This is a genomic window from Pseudomonas sp. MIACH, from assembly GCF_001269925.1.
Classification (GTDB): Bacteria; Pseudomonadota; Gammaproteobacteria; order Pseudomonadales; family Pseudomonadaceae; genus Aquipseudomonas.
The window spans coordinates 1-17,384 of the sequence record NZ_LHVO01000012.1 but is presented as its reverse complement, the minus strand read 5'-3'; the positions used below and the strand labels follow the sequence as shown (position 1 = coordinate 17,384).

The 17,384-nt window shown below is 62.5% G+C and carries 16 protein-coding genes; 4 read left to right on the top strand and 12 right to left on the bottom strand.

Annotation, left to right across the window (positions count from 1 at the left end; all coding sequences use genetic code 11):
• Nucleotides 1-66: 66 nt before the first annotated feature.
• Entirely contained in the window at nucleotides 67-819 is a 753-nt protein-coding gene (locus tag AD670_RS03685; RefSeq protein ID WP_053128450.1) for a TetR/AcrR family transcriptional regulator, read from the bottom strand.
• A 360-nt stretch (nucleotides 820-1,179) separates the two neighbouring features.
• Here AD670_RS03685 and AD670_RS03680 point away from each other — a divergent pair, with 360 nt between their 5' ends.
• The 4 genes from AD670_RS03680 to AD670_RS03665 are packed head-to-tail and all read left to right on the top strand — an operon-like array spanning nucleotide 1,180 to nucleotide 5,785.
• The gene (locus AD670_RS03680) at nucleotides 1,180-1,884 is read left to right on the top strand and encodes an ABC transporter ATP-binding protein (protein ID WP_053128448.1); all 705 of its coding nucleotides are present in this window, start codon (nucleotides 1,180-1,182) and stop codon (nucleotides 1,882-1,884) included.
• A complete protein-coding gene (locus AD670_RS03675) occupies nucleotides 1,881-3,080 on the top strand; it encodes an ABC transporter permease (RefSeq protein WP_053128446.1) in 1,200 nt (399 codons plus the stop codon). Before AD670_RS03680 ends, AD670_RS03675 begins: the two co-directional genes overlap by 4 nt.
• A complete protein-coding gene (locus AD670_RS03670) occupies nucleotides 3,073-4,551 on the top strand; it encodes a TolC family protein (protein ID WP_053128445.1) in 1,479 nt (492 codons plus the stop codon). Before AD670_RS03675 ends, AD670_RS03670 begins: the two co-directional genes overlap by 8 nt.
• The gene (locus tag AD670_RS03665) at nucleotides 4,541-5,785 is read left to right on the top strand and encodes an efflux RND transporter periplasmic adaptor subunit (RefSeq protein WP_053128444.1); all 1,245 of its coding nucleotides are present in this window, start codon (nucleotides 4,541-4,543) and stop codon (nucleotides 5,783-5,785) included. Before AD670_RS03670 ends, AD670_RS03665 begins: the two co-directional genes overlap by 11 nt.
• A 114-nt stretch (nucleotides 5,786-5,899) precedes the next feature.
• On the opposite strand, the gene AD670_RS03660 is transcribed toward AD670_RS03665, so the two are convergent.
• From AD670_RS03660 to AD670_RS03610, 11 genes are all read right to left on the bottom strand, one after another.
• Entirely contained in the window at nucleotides 5,900-7,294 is a 1,395-nt protein-coding gene (locus tag AD670_RS03660; RefSeq protein ID WP_053128443.1) for an FAD/NAD(P)-binding protein, read from the bottom strand.
• Nucleotides 7,295-7,306: 12 nt separating this feature from the next.
• A complete protein-coding gene (locus AD670_RS03655; protein ID WP_053128442.1) occupies nucleotides 7,307-8,074 on the bottom strand; it encodes an ABC transporter ATP-binding protein in 768 nt (255 codons plus the stop codon).
• A 3-nt stretch (nucleotides 8,075-8,077) separates the two neighbouring features.
• Nucleotides 8,078-9,418, bottom strand: coding sequence for an ABC transporter substrate-binding protein (locus AD670_RS03650; protein WP_053128440.1), 1,341 nt, complete (start codon nucleotides 9,416-9,418; stop codon nucleotides 8,078-8,080).
• Between the two features lie 18 nt (nucleotides 9,419-9,436).
• Nucleotides 9,437-10,486: a branched-chain amino acid ABC transporter permease gene (locus AD670_RS03645; protein WP_053128438.1), complete on the bottom strand. Its 1,050-nt coding sequence runs from the start codon at nucleotides 10,484-10,486 to the stop codon at nucleotides 9,437-9,439.
• A 4-nt stretch (nucleotides 10,487-10,490) separates the two neighbouring features.
• Complete coding sequence (locus AD670_RS03640) at nucleotides 10,491-11,372, bottom strand: branched-chain amino acid ABC transporter permease (RefSeq protein WP_027606301.1); 882 nt, start codon at nucleotides 11,370-11,372, stop codon at nucleotides 10,491-10,493.
• Complete coding sequence (locus AD670_RS03635) at nucleotides 11,372-12,142, bottom strand: ABC transporter ATP-binding protein (protein ID WP_053128436.1); 771 nt, start codon at nucleotides 12,140-12,142, stop codon at nucleotides 11,372-11,374. The genes AD670_RS03640 and AD670_RS03635 overlap by 1 nt, the downstream gene beginning before the upstream one ends.
• Entirely contained in the window at nucleotides 12,139-12,987 is an 849-nt protein-coding gene (locus AD670_RS03630) for an AMP-binding protein (protein WP_053128434.1), read from the bottom strand. The genes AD670_RS03635 and AD670_RS03630 overlap by 4 nt, the downstream gene beginning before the upstream one ends.
• A 126-nt stretch (nucleotides 12,988-13,113) precedes the next feature.
• A complete protein-coding gene (locus tag AD670_RS03625) occupies nucleotides 13,114-14,544 on the bottom strand; it encodes an LLM class flavin-dependent oxidoreductase (RefSeq protein ID WP_053128432.1) in 1,431 nt (476 codons plus the stop codon).
• Nucleotides 14,544-14,870 carry an acyl-CoA dehydrogenase gene (locus AD670_RS03620; protein WP_053128422.1) on the bottom strand — a complete coding sequence of 109 codons (327 nt, stop codon included), beginning with the start codon at nucleotides 14,868-14,870 and terminating at the stop codon, nucleotides 14,544-14,546. Before AD670_RS03620 ends, AD670_RS03625 begins: the two co-directional genes overlap by 1 nt.
• Before the next feature lie 11 nt (nucleotides 14,871-14,881).
• Nucleotides 14,882-16,078 carry an SfnB family sulfur acquisition oxidoreductase gene (locus AD670_RS03615; protein ID WP_053128421.1) on the bottom strand — a complete coding sequence of 399 codons (1,197 nt, stop codon included), beginning with the start codon at nucleotides 16,076-16,078 and terminating at the stop codon, nucleotides 14,882-14,884.
• Nucleotides 16,079-16,330: 252 nt separating this feature from the next.
• Nucleotides 16,331-17,384, bottom strand: a 1,054-nt coding sequence (locus AD670_RS03610) for a hypothetical protein (RefSeq protein ID WP_218187621.1), incomplete at its 5' end; no start/stop codon positions are given.

The following is a 17,384-nucleotide window of genomic DNA, read 5'->3' as shown; positions in this document are numbered from 1 at the left end:
ATCCGTTACAAATGTTGCACATCAAGCCCGCCGCCCCAGCGGGCTTTTTTTTGCCTGGGATTTGAGTTAACGCGAGGCCTTGGCAGCTGGCGCAGCCGCTTGTTCACGAATGGCACGCTGGGTATCCAGCACCTTGGCCAGCGCGTGCTCGGCTTCCGGGCTTTGCTGCGGCACACGAATCGCCGCCGAGACCAGGGTGATCAGCTTGGCCATCACCTCGGCATCCGTCGCCGGGCGGCCCAGGCTCATGGAATTCATCAGCAGGCGCAGTTCGGTGCCGGCCATGACCCCGGAAATGGCCTTGAGGGCAAATTGCAGGCGCACTCCCAGCTCATTGCGCGGTAGGTCCGGCAAGGCCAGGGCGAAGGCTTCGAAGAAGCGTTGGAACACCGGTTGGTAATGCACCTTGAGGTATTCCTGGATAAACGGCGAGGTGTCGCTGTACACCCGACCGAGGAAACGAATGAACGACCGTCCTTCGCCGCTCGCCGGGTCGCTGCGCTCCAGGCCCATGGCCGGGGCGAAGAGCACGCCGAGCAAGGTGTCGCAATCCAGCGGGCCATCGGATTCGGCTTCGCAGCGCGCCAGCAGCTCCAGACGCTGTTCATTGAGCGGCTCCAGGCGTTGCATCAGCAGGGTCTTCATCAGGGAGTCCTTGTCCCCGAAGTGGTAGTTCACGGCAGCCAGGTTCACCTGGGCGCGCTCGGTAATCTGCCGTAACAAGACAGCGTCATAACCGTACTTAATGAAGAGAGCCTCTGTCGCATCCAGCAATCGAGTCTTGGTAACGTTTGGAGCGCTGAGTTTCTTCGCGACCATAAGGGTTCCACGGCGGAAATATTGTTTTAAAAAATAATTTGATTTTTTATACCGGGGCGGCCGGTTGAAAGCAAGTAGTGACACACCGCCATACTATCCAAAGCCTTTGCCAGCGGGCATTTTTAGGCGAGTCAGGGGTGTTTTGGTAGACCCTCACACCCGCGACTGAAATCGTTTCAAAGGGTGAAACCGCTCTACACCCATGGCTGGCGAAGCCCACGGAACACGGTTAGTATTCAAACAATATTTTAAAAACAAGAAATAAAACCAGTCCGTGACGCGAACCAGACAGCTCCCGAACTTGTTACAAAGATTTACAGGGGGCATGACGGCGGCGTCGAGACTGCAGGCGTAGTCACGATGACAGATACCCGCGCGCACCCAGGCTTGATCTCCCTGCAAGGCATCGGCAAGCGCTATCAGCTCGCCGGGCAAGAACTGACCATTCTCAATGAGGTGTGCCTGTCCATCGCTCGCGGTGACAGCTGCGGCATCCTCGGCGCCTCAGGCTCCGGCAAAAGCACCCTGCTCAATATCCTCGGCCTCCTGGACTTGCCCAACAGCGGCCAGTACCACTTTGCCGGCCACGATATCTTCAGCGCCTCCCCGGACGAACTGGCAGCGATCCGTAACCAGCAGATCGGTTTTGTGTTCCAGAGCTTCAACCTGCTACCGCGCCTCAGCGCCCTGGACAACGTCGCCCTGCCCCTGAGCTATCGCGGTGTGTCGCGGCATGAATCGGTGGAGCAGGCCCTGCGCATGCTCGAACAGGTCGGGCTGGCGGAACGCGCCCACCATCGCCCTGCCGACCTCTCCGGTGGCCAGCGCCAACGTGTGGCGATTGCCCGTGCATTGGTGGGCAAGCCTTCGGTGATCCTGGCCGACGAACCCACCGGCAACCTCGACAGCAGCACCGCCCAGGACATCATGGACCTGCTCCTGGCGCTGAACCGCGAGCAGCAGGTGACGCTGATCATCGTCACCCACGACCCGCAGATCGCCGCACGCCTGGACCGCAAGATCCTGGTGCGCAATGGCGTGGTGCACGAGGCCGACCGCCTATGAGCCTGCGGGTCGAACAGAGCTTCAGCCAATTGCTGCATGAAGCCTTCGTCAGCCTGCGCACCTTGGGCAAGCGCTCGGTACTGGCCCTGCTGGGCATCGTGATCGGCAGTTCATCGGTGGTGGCACTGATCAATATCGGCCATAACGCGGCGGTGGATGCCGCGATGATTTTCAAGGACATGGGCACCGACACCCTGGTGGTGCAGTTCCCGCCCAAAGGCAGCAGCAACGTACCGATGCGCACGCAACTCGACCTGCAGGCAGTACGCCAGGCCGTGCCGGGCATTGCCCATATCGGCGCACTCACCGTGTTCAGCGGGCCCATTGTGTTCCATGGCCGCACCGTCAACGCGAACTTCGTCGGCACTACGCCGGACATCCCCCAGGCGATGCGCATGGTGCTGCAGCAGGGGCGCTTCCTGTCGAGCTTCGACGCCAACGAAACCTATGGTGTGATCGGCGCCCAGATCGCCGAGGCCCTCGGGACGCCAGGTGATCCGTTGCAACTGGGCGATCGCGTGCGCATCAACGATTACCTGTTCCTGGTGGTGGGCATTCTGCAGAACCAGCCCAGGGCAATGCTGATGCCGGTACAGGCCAACGAGTCGCTGTTCATCCCCGCCGAAGGCATGCGCCGCATCTATGCCATGCCGCAGATCGGCAATGTGATTATCCGCGCCGCGCCCGGCCAGGACATGGAACACATTGCCAGGGAAGCCGCCGTCGCCTTGCAGCCCCAGCTCACCGACCACACGGTCGACATCCAGGTGCCCCAGCAAATGATCGACGGCATGACCCGGCAAAGCCGCACCTTCGCCTACCTGCTGCTGGCCCTCGGCGCCATCTCCCTGGTGGGCGGTGGCGTGGGGGTGATGAACGTGATGCTGATGAACGTGTCGGAGCGCCGCCGCGAAATCGGCATCCGCATGGCCCTGGGCGCTCGCCAGCGGGACATCCGCAACCTGTTCCTGCTCGAAGCCGTCACCCTCACCGCCGTCGGCGCGCTGTGCGGTGCGGTACTCGGGATGACCGCCGCCTGGCTCTATGCCTGGCTATCGGGCTGGGTATTCGACCTGGCCGCCGCCGCCCTGCCTTTGGGAGTGGGCAGTACCTTGCTGGTGGGCTTGTTCTTTGGCATCTACCCGGCGGTGTCTGCCTCACGGTTGCAGCCGGTGGAGGCCTTGCGCGATGAGTAAATGGCTAGGGTTGCTCGTGTTGATCAGCCTGCACGGCATGGCCGCCGATGTGATCATCAAGCCGTCGGCGCCGAGTACCACGCGCAGCGGCTACGACCGTAGCGTTTCGCTGAACGCCCAGGTCACCGCCCTCACCCTCGGCGATGCGGTGTACCTGGGCCTGCGCAACAACCCGGCGATCCGCAGCGCCTACCTGCAACGGGTGGCGCAGAAATTCGACCTGCGCGTCGCCGAAGACGTGTTCAACCCCAAGCTCACCCTCAACAGCTATTACCGCAGCACCCGCGGCTCCCAGGACAGTGCGCGCAATGCCAACGTAGCGCCGGCCACCAGCTTGCTCAGTGAGTACGGCACCCGCCTGAGCATGGCCTGGACCCAGCAGTTGAACAACGCCGACCGCGCCGGCCGCTACCGCAGCGACGGCCTCGACCTGGCGATCATCCAGCCATTGATGCGCGGCGCCGGCTGGGACGCCACCACCGCACCGTTGCGCCTGTCACGCCTGTCGGAGCAGGCCAACCGCCTGAACCTCAAGGCGACCGTGGCGCAGACCATCAGCCAGATCATCGCCACCTATCGCGAACTGCTGCGGGCCCAGGAGCAACTGAGCATTGTGCAGGACGCCCTCAAGCGCTCCGGTACGTTGCTGGAGGTGAACAAGGCATTGATCAGTGCCGGGCGCATGGCCGAATTCGAAATCGTGCAGACCGAAGCCGACATCGCCACCCAGCAACTGGGCGTCGAAGAAGCGCAGAACCAACTGGACACCAGCCGCCTGGCCTTGCTGCGCCTGCTGGCCCTGGACCTGTCGACGCCGATTCGCGCCACCGAAGCCCTGGAGGCCAAGCCCATGCAGATCGACAAGCGCCAGGCCTTCAACCTCGCGCAGACCCAGCAACCGGAATACCTCGCCGCCCTGCTCGGCAGCCAGCAGGCCGACCTCAACCTGGTGATCGCCAAGGACTCCGGGCGCTGGCAGGTGGACTTGGTGGCCGGCGCGAACCAGATACGTGACGCCTACAATAACGACGGCGGCAGCACCAACAACCGCACCTGGGACAGCTACGCCGGGGTGCAGGTGCAGATTCCCATCGGCGACATCAGCACGCGCCAGGCCGAAGTGCGCGCGCGGGTCAACGTGGAGGACCAGGAGATCCGCATCACCGACGCCCGCCAGGAACTGGAACGCAACGTCAACGACGTGGTGCGCGACCTTGGCACCCGCTGGCGCCAGTATGAAATCTCCCAGCGCGCGGTGGAGTTGTCGCGGCGCAAGATCGAGATCGAGCGGGAAAAGCTCAGCGCCGGGCGCTCCACCAACTTCCAGGTACTGAGTTTCGAGACCGACCTGCGCAACGCCGAAAACGCACAGCTCAACGCACTGATCGCTTATTTGAACGCCCAGACCCAGCTCGACTTGACCCTGGGCATGACGCTGGAAAGTTGGGAAATCGCCCTCAATGACTATTAAACAGAAAGGCCTGCTGGGCGCTGTGTTGATCGTGCTGCTGGCCGGCGCCGGGCTGGCCCTGCGCAGCCCGGCCGAAGGCCCGGCCACCACCGGCGAGCAATGGCTGGCCGTCAAGCCCGACCCGCTGGTGCACCAGATCGGCCTGGTGGGCAAGATCGAGCCCGACACCACCCTCACCCTCACCGCGCCGTTCGATGGCAATGTACAGGCCAATCTGGTGGAGCAAGGCCAGCGGGTCGAAGCCGGCCAGGTACTGCTGCGCATGGACCCGGCCACCCTTGAAGTGCAACTGCGCGAGGCCCTCTCCGCCCAGCTCAAGGCGCGGCGCACAGTGCAGGAAATGCAGGACTGGGACAGCGGCCCCACCGTCAGCCGTGCGCACCGTAGCCTGCGCACTGCCGAGATGACCGCCGGCAACACCCAACGCAAACTCACTGAAAGCGAAAACCTGTTCAAGCGCGGCATCATCCCGCGCAATGAGCTGGACGATCTCAAGCAGCAGACCCAGCAGCAACAACTGGACCTCGCCTCCGCCCGCAGCGAACTGCAACAGGCCCTCGATCAGGGCAAGGGCGAATACCGCCAGATCGCCGACATGGAGCTGACCAACGCCACGGTGAAATACGAGGCCCTGCGCACGTTGCTAGCAGGCAAGGAGATCAAGGCGCCGTTCTCCGGCATCGTCGTGCCCGCGCCCGGCAATAATGGGCCCCCAGGCGGCGGCAACACGAACGCGCCCATTCAGGCCGGCAGCAGGGTCAGCCAGGGCCAGGTGCTGTTCGGCCTGGCCAATATCGAGCGGCTGAAAATCGTCGCCAAGGTCTCTGAGCTGGACATCAACCAACTGCATCAGGGCCAGGCGGTAGAAGTGCTGGGCGATGGCTTTGACGGCGAACGGCTGAGCGGCTCGGTGAGTGTGGTCAGCGGCTTGGCGATCGCCAGCGACAGCCAGGGCAGCGCGCAGTTTCCGGTGACGTTGTCGATTCCCAAGCTGACCCCGCAACAGTTGCAGCGGGTACGGCTGGGGATGAGCGCGCGGTTGACCATCGTCACCTACAACAATGCGCAGGCGATAGTGATTCCGAGCGAAGCGATCCAGGCGGATAGGACGGTGGAGTATCGAGAAGCGATGGATAAGCCGGTGGAGCGGGTGAAGGTGACCACCGGGCAATCGACGCCGCAGGGGGTGGAAGTATTCGGCCTAAAACCCGGCTTCGTAAAGACCTCAAGATAAATGGAGATCCCCTGTGGGAGGGGGCTTGCTCCCGATGGCGGTGGATCAGTTAAAAACCTGTGTCTGACACACCGCTATCGGGAGCAAGCCCCCTCCCACAGGTGCCTCCCACATTTAGAAATGCGCCAACTTCAATGCCAATGCCTTGGCCTGAAGCGCCACATCCGTCACCGCCGTGCTCTCCCACCACATCCCCCGCAACGGCGGGCCCATGGCGAACAATCGCGCGCTGACCTGGCCCTGGGCATCCAGCACGGCGCCGGACGTGTCCGCCGCAATCCCCAACGCCAACGGCCCCGGCGTGATCAGCCCGCGCTTGAGCAACTGCTGCGGCAGCGGCCGGGCCACGCGGCGCCAGTCGTATTCGATGCCGCTGGAATTGATCAGCGCTGCGCCCGACACCTGGGTGATCGCCTGTTCGCCCCGATAACGCAAACGAATGGTCACACCCTCACCCGCAGGCTCCAGCCCCTTGAACGACGCCGCGCGAATGCGCAACCGCCCAGCTTCATGCAGCCTTGCCACCAGCTGCGCACTCAACGGCGGTGAGCGGTGGTGATGGCTTTCCCACCAGGGCCGCACATGCCGCACGAACTGACGTTTCTCGCCCTCGCTGGCCTGGCTCCACAACCGGCCGATATGCGCACGCACGGTGTCCAGTGGCGCCTGCCAATCGATACCCTGCGCCAGTGCGAGGCCGCATTGGCGACGCACCTCGTGCAGCAGTTGCCGAGGGCTGCGCAAGGCGTGGTCAGCAGCGAGAAAATCCTCCCAGCCCGGTGGCTGCCGGCGCACATGGGGCAACAAGCCGTGGCGTGAAAACACCTCGATGGGCCCACGATGCCCAGCCTGTTCCAGGGACACCACGGCGTCGACCATGGTCAACCCGGAGCCGATGATCAGCACGGGCGCCTGCGGGTCGATCCGGGTCATGGCCTGCACGTCCCAAGGATCCACCGCAGCAGCGTTCAAACCGCTGGATTCGGTCTGCGGCGTGCGCGCCGCCGGGAACATGCCGGTGGCCAACACCGCCTGGGCGCCGCGCAGTTGCTGGCCATTGTCGAGGGTCAGCAACACTGAATCGTCGCCGACTTGCAGGTCGACGACTTCGGCGCGGATATGCTCGACGGTGGACGCCGACAACGCCTTGGCTTCAGCCAGCCGTTGCTGCGCATACAGGCCAAAAATCCCGCGTGGCGGGAACAGTTCGCTGATAGGCACGTGCTGCTGGTCCGACTCGGGCCAACCACCGGCGCCAATGTAGTCGGTGAGCCATTGGGTCAGGTCATCGGCATTGTCCGGGTCGACGCTCATGCGCGCCGCATTGCCGTTCAAGGTGTGGCCCAGTTCGACGGCGCTGTAGGCCTCGCCACGGCCCAGTTCCACGCGCGGTTCGATCACCAGGATCCGGCGCTGCCCAGGCCGGCGCAGCAGTTGCACCGCCAGCATCGTGCCGCTCAGGCCGCCGCCGATGATCAGGACATCAGCGTTGCGGAGGGATTCAGTCATGCATATTCGCCTTTACTGTTTACCCAGATAAATATCGTGCAAATCGCCCCGCGCCAACAGCTCGGCGGCGCTGCCACTCAAGGCCACGCGCCCAGTATCCAGCACGTAGCCCTGGGACGCATAGTTGAGCGCGACGTTGATGTTCTGCTCGGCGATCAGGAAGCTCACCTGCTGCTCGCGGTTGAGCTGCGCGATGATCTCGAAGATCTCCTGCACGATCATAGGCGCCAAACCCATGGACGGCTCGTCGAGCAGTACCAAAGTAGGACGGGTCATCAATGCGCGGCCAATGGCGACCATTTGCTGCTCGCCGCCGGACGTCAGGCCGGCGCGGGTGTGGCGCTTGGTCTTGAGCCGGGGGAACCAGGCGTAGATGCGCTCCAGGTCTTGCTCCATGGCCTTGCGGCTCAGGCGCCGGACAAAGCCGCCGCTGCGCAGGTTGTCTTCGACGGTGAGCTGGCCGAATACATGGCGACCTTCCAGCACATGCACCATGCCTTGGCGCACGCGCTGGCTGGGGTCGACGCCGGCCAGGTCGACGCCGGCGTATTCGATCACGCCCCGGCTGACTTCGGCGCGCTCGGCACGCACCAACCCGGAGATCGCCTTGAGGGTGGTGCTCTTGCCGGCGCCATTGGCCCCGAGCAAGGCGACGATAGCGCCCTTGGGCACGCTCAGCGACACGCCGGCCACGGCGAGGATCGCGCCGTCGTAGATCACTTCAATATCGTTGACCGTCAACAACGACGGGCTGGTGGCTTCGGTAGCGAGCTGGCTCATGGTTTATTCATCCCCGGTGCAGGTGCGTGGCGTCAGGCCTTTTTCCTTGGCGAAGGCGGCGGATTTTTCATCGATCAGCGGGCGCAGCAACGCGCGGTCGGCAGCGATCCAGTCGCTGATCAGCGTCCAGTGGGCACCGTCCCATTGCTGCACGCGCGCTGAACCGCCGCCTTCGTGGTCGCGGCATGACAACTTGAGGTTCTGCATCAAGCCCAGGTAGCCCATGTCCTTCAAGCGCGCGTCATCGATATTCAGGTGTTCCAGGCCCCAGCGGCCTTCTTCGCCATTGAGCGGACGCTTGCCGAACTTGGCCTGGCCGGTGCGGATCGCTTCCACGGCTACGGCGGCGTTCACCAGGCCGGAGTTGTAGTAGACGCTGCCGAAGTTTTTCAGGTCCTTGAGGTCGCTGTGGCCCTTGTCGAGGATGTATTGCTTGAGGCGTTTGTGGATCTCGAAATCCGCACCTGCCGGGTAAGGCGTGAGTGCCAGGTAGCCCTTGGCGGCGGCACCTGCGGGCAATACGTCTTCGCTGGAACTGGCCCAGATATCACCGATGATATGGTCCACCGGAAAGCCGAAGCGGGCCGCGGTTTTCACCGCCACCGGCGTGGACACGCCCCAGGTGCGCAGGAACACCCAATCCGGGTTGGCCTGGCGTACCTGGCGCCATTGCGCAGACTGTTCGTTACCCGGGTCGGCCACCGGAATCTGGATGTTTTCAAAGCCGTATTTTTCCGCCAGCAATTTCAGCGGGCCAAGGGTTTCGCGGCCGTAGGCCGAGTCGTGGTAGACCGTGGCGATCTTCTTGCCCTTGAGTTTGTCGAAGCCGCCTTCGCGCTGGGCGATGTAGTTCACCAGGGTCGACGCCTCGCTGTAGAACGTCAGCATCACCGGGAAGTTGTACGGGAACACGGTGCCGTCGGTGGCTTCGGTGCGACCGTAGCCGAGGGTGATCAGCGGGATCTTGTCCACCTCTGCCCTTTCGCTGAGCGCATACGCCGCCGGTGCGCCGTTGGGCTGGTACACCGCGACCGGCGCGCCATCCAGGCCGTTCTTGAAGCGCTCGTAGCACTCGATGCCCTTCTCCGCCGTCCACTCGGTCTCGCATTCCTGCCACACCAGCTTGACGCCATTGATGCCGCCTTCGACCTCGTTGATATAGCGCAGGTAGTCGATCATCCCGGCCCACACCTGCACGCCGCTGGACGCGTAGGCGCCGACGCGGTAGGTGGCCAAGGGAAAGAACTGCTGGTCGGCCGAGGCCATTGCCTGTGGCACGGCACCGGCCAGGGCAGCCAGCGCGAAGGCGGCGCCGGCCAGGGAGCGTTTCAAGGATGCACGCATAGGGATTCTCTTATTCAGTCAGAAACGTAGGGGCCACTGACGCAGCCGATCGCGAAGGTTGTGCAACAGGCGAATCAAGCCCTCGGGCTCCTTGATCAGGAACACGATGATCAACACGCCAAAAATGATTTTCTGCAGGTTCTGCAACTGCCCCGCGTCCACCGAGCCACCGAACAACGCCTGCCCGGCATGGCTGAGGAAGATCGGCAGCAGACTGATAAACGCCGCGCCGACGAAGTTGCCGGCGATGCTGCCCATGCCGCCGATAATGATGATGAACAGGATCTGGAATGAGCGATTGATGTCGAAGCTGCTGGCGCTGGCCGTGCCCAGGTAGGCAAACGCCCACAACGCGCCGGCGATGCCGAGGTAGAACGAACTGACCGCAAACGCCAGGCGCTTGTAGCGCACCACCGGGATGCCGACCACGGCGGCGGCGGTGTCCATGTCGCGGATCGCCATCCAGTTGCGGCCCACCTGGCTGCGCACCAGGTTGACGGCGGCCCAGGTCAACAGCAGCACCGTGACCAGGGTCAGCCAGTAGCGGCCCAGCGGCGTGTTGAGGTCATGGCCGAACAACGCCAGCTTCGGCGCCGAAATGGTTCCGGACGAACCGTAGTTGTAGAACCAGGGGAATTTGACGAACAGCCACTCCAGGAAAAACTGCGCGGCCAACGTCGTGACCATCAGGTAGAAGCCTTTGATCCGCGAGCTGGGCAAGCCAAACAGCAGCCCGACCAACGCACTGATGATCCCGCCGCCGAGCAGCGCCACCGGCAGGCCCAGCTCCGGCAGGCGCAGCAGAAACCCATAGGTGGCGAAGGCGCCGACGGCCATGAACCCGGCGGCACCGACCGAGGTTTGTCCGGTGTAGCCGGTGAGTAAATTCAGGCCCAGCCCGGCCAGCGACAGCACCAGGAACGGGATCAGGATCGCGTTGAGCCAATAGTCATTGCCCCACAGCGGCACCACGATAAACGCCACTGCCAGCAGGCCGACCAGGCTCCAGGGCACGCGCCGTTGAATCAGCAGCAACGGTGCGGTGTGTTCAGCAACAGGGATCGACATGCTTTCAGACTCGCTCGATGGCGCGCTCGCCGAACAGGCCGGCGGGACGGATGTACAGGAAGGACAATGCCAGGACATAGGCGAACCACGGCGTGATACCGCCACCGATCAGCGGACCGATATACACCTCGGCGAGGTTCTCCGCCGCACCGACAATCAGCCCGCCGACAATCGCCCCGCCAATCGAGGTGAAGCCGCCGATGATCAACACCGGCAACGCCTTGAGCACCACCAGCGAGAGCGAAAACTGCACGCCCTGGCGCGCGCCCCACAACAACCCCGCCACCAGCCCGACAATGCCGGCCACTGCCCAGACGATCTGCCAGATGCGGTTGAGGTTGATGCCGATGGACAGCGCAGCCGTGGTGTCATCCGCCACCGCGCGCAGCGACACGCCAATGCGGGTCTTGTTGAACAGCAGCGCCAGCACCGTCACCAGCACCACGGCAACGGCTGCGGCGATCAGGTCGAACTGGCTGAGCATCAGCGGACCGACGAACAGCGGTACGTCGTCGATGCCCAGGTCCAGGGCGCGCACTTGCGAGCCCATCACGCCTTGGGCCAGGCCTTCGATAATGAACGACAGGCCCAAGGTCGCCATGAACAGCGTGATTTGCGAGCGGTTCACCAGTGGCCGCAGCACCAGGCGTTCGATGAGCAAGGCGCCGACGATCATCACGATCACCGTCAACAGCAACGCCAGGGCAAACGGCACGCCTTGGTCATGGAGGCTGACGAAGGTCAGCGCGGCAAACAGCAGCATCGAGCCCTGGGCAAAATTGAACACGCCGCTGGCCTTGTAGATCAGCACGAAGCCGATGGCGACCAGGGAGTACATGGTGCCGGCGAGCAGGCCGCCGAGCAGGGTTTCGAAGAAGAACGTCATCAGTGCGTCACTCCCAGGTAGGCCGCGATCACCTCGGGGTTGGCCTGCACCTCGGCGGGTGTGCCGTCACCGACCTTGCGCCCGTAGTCGAGTACCACCACATGGTCGGACAGGCCCATGACCACGCCCATGTCGTGTTCGATCAACACCACGGTGGTGCCGAGGTCGCGGTTCACGTCGGCGACAAAGCGCGCCATTTCCTGTTTTTCCTCGGCGTTCATGCCGGCCATGGGTTCGTCCAGCAGCAACAGGCTCGGCCCGGCGATCAACGCACGGCCCAGCTCCACGCGCTTTTGCAGGCCATAGGACAGGTTGCCCACCAGCACATCGCGGTAGGCTTGCAGCTCCAGGAATTCAAGGATGCCCTGGGCGCGCAGGCGGAAGGTTTCGGCTTCACGGCGTGCGCGTGGCAAACCGAGGGCCTGTTCGATAAAGGTGGTGCGCATATGCCGCGACAGGCCGGTGAGGATGTTGTCGAGCACGCTCATTTTCTTGAACAGGGCGTTGTTCTGGAAGGTACGGCCGATACCACGGCGCGCGGCGCCCAGGGGGTCGATGCGGTGGAAGTGTTGCGCCTCGAAAACGATCTCGCCGGCATCGAAGCGATACACGCCGTTAAGTACGTTGAGCAATGAACTCTTGCCGGCGCCGTTGGGCCCGATCAACGCGCAGATTTCACCGCGCGCTACCTCGAACGACAGCCCATTGATCGCCTTGACGCCCTTGAACGACAGCGAGATGTCCCGCACCTGGAGAATGGCTTGGCTCATGCACGCTCCCGTTTGAATTCGGCAAGCCACGTCGGCTCAGCATTGGACTTGAGGGGCTGCCAGATAGAGACCAGCCGCTGGAAACCCAGCAGTTTGCGCACGCGGTTTTTCAGCAGGCGGCGCAGGCCGCTGTGCGGGTGGGCGATGGCCCAGTCGCACAGGCGCCGACGCCAGGTGCCGTGGGGTGCCAGGCGGCTTTCGATCTCGTCGGCCAGGTGCAGCAAACGGGCGGGCGACAGCAGCAGGCCGGTGGGCGCGACTTCGCTGCGATCACGCCGCGCCGAGGCCAGGCTTTCCGGGAAGGCCAGGCCGTGGCCGCTGCTCAGCCACTGCTCGAGCACCACGGCCAAGCCGCCTTGCCACTGGGTGCCCTCTTCGCTCCACAGCGCGGTTTCGTCCGCTGGCTGCCACCACCGCTGCAGGTGTTGCGCCGGGTCCACAGGGCCGAGCAGTTGGGCGAAATTCAACCGCTGGGTGAACGTCCAATCGCGCTGGCGACCTTGAACGTAGGCGTGGCTGGGATGAATACGCCACAGCTGTTGCTCCAAGGCCTGCGGCTCGAGGTTATCGGCCAGCGTCAGCACCTGCCCGCCGACGGACTGGGCCGCCAACGCCAGCAACAGCAGGTTCGGTTCAAAGGCGCCGCAGAGCACCAAGCGTGACTGTTGACTGAAATCTTGCTGGCGCAAACCATCGGCCAGGCGTTCGACGTCGCGCAAGATGTCGATCCAGCGCCAGGCGTACCACTGGCCCTGGCGCTTGTGGCGCAGGGCGATGTGCAACGGCGTGAGTTGTGCCCAGCGTTGCAGGTGCTCCAGGAGGGCCGTTGGTTCGTGCACGCTCATAGGGGGTTGCTCCTATTGGGGGGTGTGCGTGCGGTGGTCCGCTGGCTTGATTATTTGGATCGACACAGGACAACTGTGGGAGGGGCGGTGCGACGATTCGGCTTGCTCCCGATGGCGGTGTGTCAGTTAGAACGCCTTTGACTGAGCCACCGCCATCGGGGGCAAGCCCCCCACATTGGATTTATGTGCATTCGATAGATCGCGATAGCCGGCGCCCGGGTGGTTCGCACCCAACCTTGCACCGTCGCCGAACAACTTCTCGCGCAACGTGCCCTGGGCGTATTCGGTCTTGTACACGCCGCGCTTCTGCAACTCCGGCACCAGCCATTCGACGGCGTCGACAAAGGTTTCGTGGGTCAGCGCATAGGCTAGGTTGAAGCCGTCGACGTCGGTCTCTTCGACCCACTCCTGCAACAGGTCCGCCACGGTTTCCGGGCCGCCGACGAACAGCGGGCCAAAGCCGCCGATACCGACCCAATCGGCCAGTTCGTTGGGCGTCCAGACCTTGTTCGGGTCCGCCGTGGAGAAAGCTTCCACCGCCGATTGAATCGCATTGGTGTGCACGTGCTTGAGCGGTTCATCCGGCTTGAACTGGCTGAAATCGATCCCGGTCCAGCCGGAGATCAGTGCCATCGCGCCTTCATAACTGGCGTAGGATTTGTATTCGTCGAATTTGGCCTTGGCCTTGGCGTCGGTCTCATCGACGATCACCGTCTGCAAGTTGAAGATCAGGATCTTCTTCGGGTCGCGCCCAGCTTCGGCGGCACGGCGGCGGATATCGGCGACGGTCTTTTTCAGCAGCACCTTGGACGGCGCGGCAACGAACACGCATTCGGCCTGCTCGGCGGCGAACTGCTTGCCACGGCTGGACGCACCGGCCTGGTACAGCACCGGCGTGCGCTGCGGCGACGGTTCGCACAGGTGGATGCCGGGCACCTGGAAGTGTTTGCCGACATGGCGGATCTCGTGGATCTTGCTCGGGTCGCTGAAAATCCGACGTTCGCGGTCGCGCAGTACCGCGCCCTCTTCCCAACTGCCTTCCCAGAGCTTGTAGCAGACCTCCAGGTATTCCTCGGCGTAGTCGTAGCGTGCGTCGTGTTCGGTCTGGGCTTTCTGGCCAAGGTTCTTGGCGCCGCTTTCCAGGTAGGAGGTGACGATGTTCCAGCCGATACGACCCTTGGTCAGGTGGTCGAGGGTCGAGAGACGGCGGGCAAACGGATACGGGTGCTCGAACGACAGCGACGCGGTCAGGCCAAAACCCAGGTGTTCGGTGACCAGCGCCATCGGTGCGATCAGCGATAACGGATCGTTGACCGGCACCTGGGTCGCCTGGCGAATCGCCGCGTCGCCATTGCCGTTGTAGACGTCGTAGATGCCCAGCACGTCGGCGATAAACAGGCCGTCGAACTTGCCGCGCTCAAGGATCTTCGCCAGGTCGGTCCAGTACTCAAGATCCTTGTACTGCCACGAGCGATCACGCGGATGCGCCCACAGGCCCGGCGATTGGTGGCCGACACAGTTCATGTCGAAGGCGTTCAAGCGGATTTCACGGGACATCACAGCACTCCGTTGAGGTGGTAGTTGCCGACGACCTGGTATTTGCGGCGCAACGGATCATCCAGGGTCGATGGCAGCGCGGTGCGTTGGCCGGTGAGTTCGAATTCGGTGTTGCTGGCAAAGAGCAAGGCTTCAGCGGCGGCGATCTGCGCTTCGGTGAGGGCGACCGGGCTTGGATCGGTTTCGGCGCGTTCCAGCAAGGCGGCCGCCACATCCACGCGAATCTGCCAATCGCCGAAGCGGCTGATCACGTAGGGGTCGTCGCTTTTTTCGACGTGGCGACGGGTGCTGTCCAGCAGTTGGCGTGCGAGCGTCAGTGCGGTCATGGGTCAGGTCCTCAGTTCCAGGCGTGGCGCGCAGGCTTGACGCCGTTGAGCACGTAATTGCCGATCAGGTGGTATTTCCAGCGGGCCGGGTCGTGCAGGGTGTGGGTCCGCGCGTTGCGCCAGAAGCGGTCGAGGTTGTGCTTGGCGGTGACGGAGCGGGTGCCGGCCAGTTCGAAGAGTTTGCTGCTGGCGAGCAACGCGGTTTCGGCCGACAGGACCTTGGCCTGGGCGACGACCAGCGAGGCCTGGGCGACGGTGTCTTCATCCGGTTCGGCGAGGGCGCGGTCGACGGCCAGGCCGGCCTTGGCGAGGATCGCTTCGGTGCCGTGCACACGCCATTGCAAATCACCGATGGCGGCGATGGTGAACGGGTCCTGCCAGCCGTGATCCTGCTGGCTATCGATCCAGGGACGGGCCTGGCGCGCGAAGATTTTTGCCTGTTCAAGGGCGCCGAGGGCAATGCCGGTGTCCACAGCGGCCTGGATAATTTGCGAAATCGGCCCATCGGCCGTGGGTTGGTCAAACGCCAGGTGGGCGGGAATCACCGCGCTCAAGGGCACGCTCACGCCGTCGAGGGTTACGCCGCCGCTGGCGGTGGTGCGCTGGCCGAAGCCGTCCCAGTTGTCGATGACGGTAAGGCCTGGCGCATCGCGCTCGACGAGGCCGATGAAGGCCTGGCCTTTTTCGTTGTTACCTACGGTGGGCACGATATGCGCGAACAACGCGCCGGTGCAGTAGAACTTCTCGCCGTTGATTTGCGCGGTGTCGTCGTGAAAGCGGATCTGGGTATCGAAGGTGCCGGCGTTTTTGCTCTTGGCCTCGGAGAAGGCGTTACCGAAGCGATAACCCGCCAGGACCTTGCCGAAGTAGTGACGCTTTTGTTCCTCCGTCGCGGTTTGCAGCAGGATATCCACCACGCCCAGGTGGTTCTGCGGGATTTGCCCCAAGGACGGGTCGGCGGCGGAGATCAACTTGATCACCTCGGCCACCGTCACATAGGACACCTCGGCGCCGCCATAGGCCTTGGGAACGGTGATACCCCACAGGCCGCTGGCGGAAAATTCGTCCAGTTCGGCGACAGGCAGGCGCCGCTCACGGTCACGCGCGCTGGCGTCGACGGCAAAGCGCTCGGCCAGGCGTTTGGCGACCTCGATGGCCTCCGCGTCTGAGCGGATGATATGGGCAGGTTGTTGAGGGTGGGCAGACATGGGCCGACTCCAGGCTCCGATGGGATATCGGAGTAATTGCAGGAGTCGTGCCGGATTTAAATCACCATAGGCGCCAATGGGTTACAGGAATAAGAGCTATTTTTTGCCCATCACCAAACAGCAAAATGTCCAATTGCTGTTGCGCTACCAACAGCTGAATCCTCTCGTGTCGAAACGACCATCAGTTTTTCCCCAGAGAACCAACGCGATAAACAAGGCGTTACGTTCAAGGAAGGCTTGTTGTAGACAGCGTCAGATCGTCTGGCTACCAACGCCAAGTGGCCTGATCTTATGCTGGCCTTCAATCAGGCTATTGACCGAACGCTCCACCTGAGCCCTCGCCTGCGCTGCGCTGCCAGAGTTGTTGGCCTCCCAGCGTTGAATGTTTCGCTGCCCGAACAGGTCGATAAATGCGTTCTTCCTGTCGACCATGATCGTTGTCATTTGTTGTGTGCTGACATTATGTTCCGGGCTCTTGTCGCGATATGGAAAATCCTGACTGCCTGCCACCCAGTTTTCGGCAAAAAACTGCTGAATTGCTTGATCAGGTAATATCGACAATCTGTAGGCGACTTCCAAAGCCGGCCCGAGCGCCTTTTCGTGAGTCTGGACATTTTTGGCTTCATAAACATCGTTTTCAGTCTTGACTAGATCTTTGATGGTAGAAAGTAGCGGCCGGCTCCGCGGGATAGTGCTGATACCCGTTAGCGAGGGGGGAAAATCGCTGGAGAATGTTGAATCCTTTCGCTCAAACAGGCTGGTGGACTTCAATGGGTTCTCCGGTCGTGCCCCCTGGGTTGCACGCTCAAAACTCTCTGCCTTGGAAAGCCCACCAAAACCCAAGGTACCGCTTCCGCCAAAATCAACAGTCATGCCTCTGTATTGACCCTTGGCATTATCGGGTTGAAAGTAACCAAAATTGCAAAAGGAAAAATTCAAATAATCCCAATTATTAATCAGCCGAGACGCAAAGTAGTGTTGCTGCTGGTCAAACTTTAGCTCCGAAGGCAGTAAATCATTCAGTTGTTCCAGCGCCGAAAATTTAATCAGGTTTTGTGCCTTTACTTCATTAAGCACTCCCGGCGTTCGCCGATGCTCGCCATCAGGAAAACGTTGATAAATGTTTTCAAGGTGGCTATCTGCCTGCTTATAGCGCTGAACGAGAGCATGATAAGAATCGATGTTTTTTTTAATTCCAGAGTCGCTGACGAGCGACTTCTCACCCGCCCCCCTAATGAGTTCAGGCATCAGACTGGTATCTAACAAGAATGTACCGAGGTCCTTGAAGCTCGGCTCGACCTTGGAC

Excerpts from the sequence above, each read along its gene's own strand:
- AD670_RS03685 (WP_053128450.1), bottom strand. The coding sequence starts at position 819 with ATGGTCGCGAAGAAACTCAGCGCTCCAAACGTTACCAAGACTCGATTG.
- AD670_RS03680 (WP_053128448.1), top strand. The coding sequence starts at position 1,180 with ATGACAGATACCCGCGCGCACCCAGGCTTGATCTCCCTGCAAGGCATC.
- AD670_RS03675 (WP_053128446.1), top strand. The coding sequence starts at position 1,881 with ATGAGCCTGCGGGTCGAACAGAGCTTCAGCCAATTGCTGCATGAAGCC.
- AD670_RS03670 (WP_053128445.1), top strand. The coding sequence starts at position 3,073 with ATGAGTAAATGGCTAGGGTTGCTCGTGTTGATCAGCCTGCACGGCATG.
- AD670_RS03665 (WP_053128444.1), top strand. The coding sequence starts at position 4,541 with ATGACTATTAAACAGAAAGGCCTGCTGGGCGCTGTGTTGATCGTGCTG.
- AD670_RS03660 (WP_053128443.1), bottom strand. The coding sequence starts at position 7,294 with ATGACTGAATCCCTCCGCAACGCTGATGTCCTGATCATCGGCGGCGGC.
- AD670_RS03655 (WP_053128442.1), bottom strand. The coding sequence starts at position 8,074 with ATGAGCCAGCTCGCTACCGAAGCCACCAGCCCGTCGTTGTTGACGGTC.
- AD670_RS03650 (WP_053128440.1), bottom strand. The coding sequence starts at position 9,418 with ATGCGTGCATCCTTGAAACGCTCCCTGGCCGGCGCCGCCTTCGCGCTG.
- AD670_RS03645 (WP_053128438.1), bottom strand. The coding sequence starts at position 10,486 with ATGTCGATCCCTGTTGCTGAACACACCGCACCGTTGCTGCTGATTCAA.
- AD670_RS03640 (WP_027606301.1), bottom strand. The coding sequence starts at position 11,372 with ATGACGTTCTTCTTCGAAACCCTGCTCGGCGGCCTGCTCGCCGGCACC.
- AD670_RS03635 (WP_053128436.1), bottom strand. The coding sequence starts at position 12,142 with ATGAGCCAAGCCATTCTCCAGGTGCGGGACATCTCGCTGTCGTTCAAG.
- AD670_RS03630 (WP_053128434.1), bottom strand. The coding sequence starts at position 12,987 with ATGAGCGTGCACGAACCAACGGCCCTCCTGGAGCACCTGCAACGCTGG.
- AD670_RS03625 (WP_053128432.1), bottom strand. The coding sequence starts at position 14,544 with ATGTCCCGTGAAATCCGCTTGAACGCCTTCGACATGAACTGTGTCGGC.
- AD670_RS03620 (WP_053128422.1), bottom strand. The coding sequence starts at position 14,870 with ATGACCGCACTGACGCTCGCACGCCAACTGCTGGACAGCACCCGTCGC.
- AD670_RS03615 (WP_053128421.1), bottom strand. The coding sequence starts at position 16,078 with ATGTCTGCCCACCCTCAACAACCTGCCCATATCATCCGCTCAGACGCG.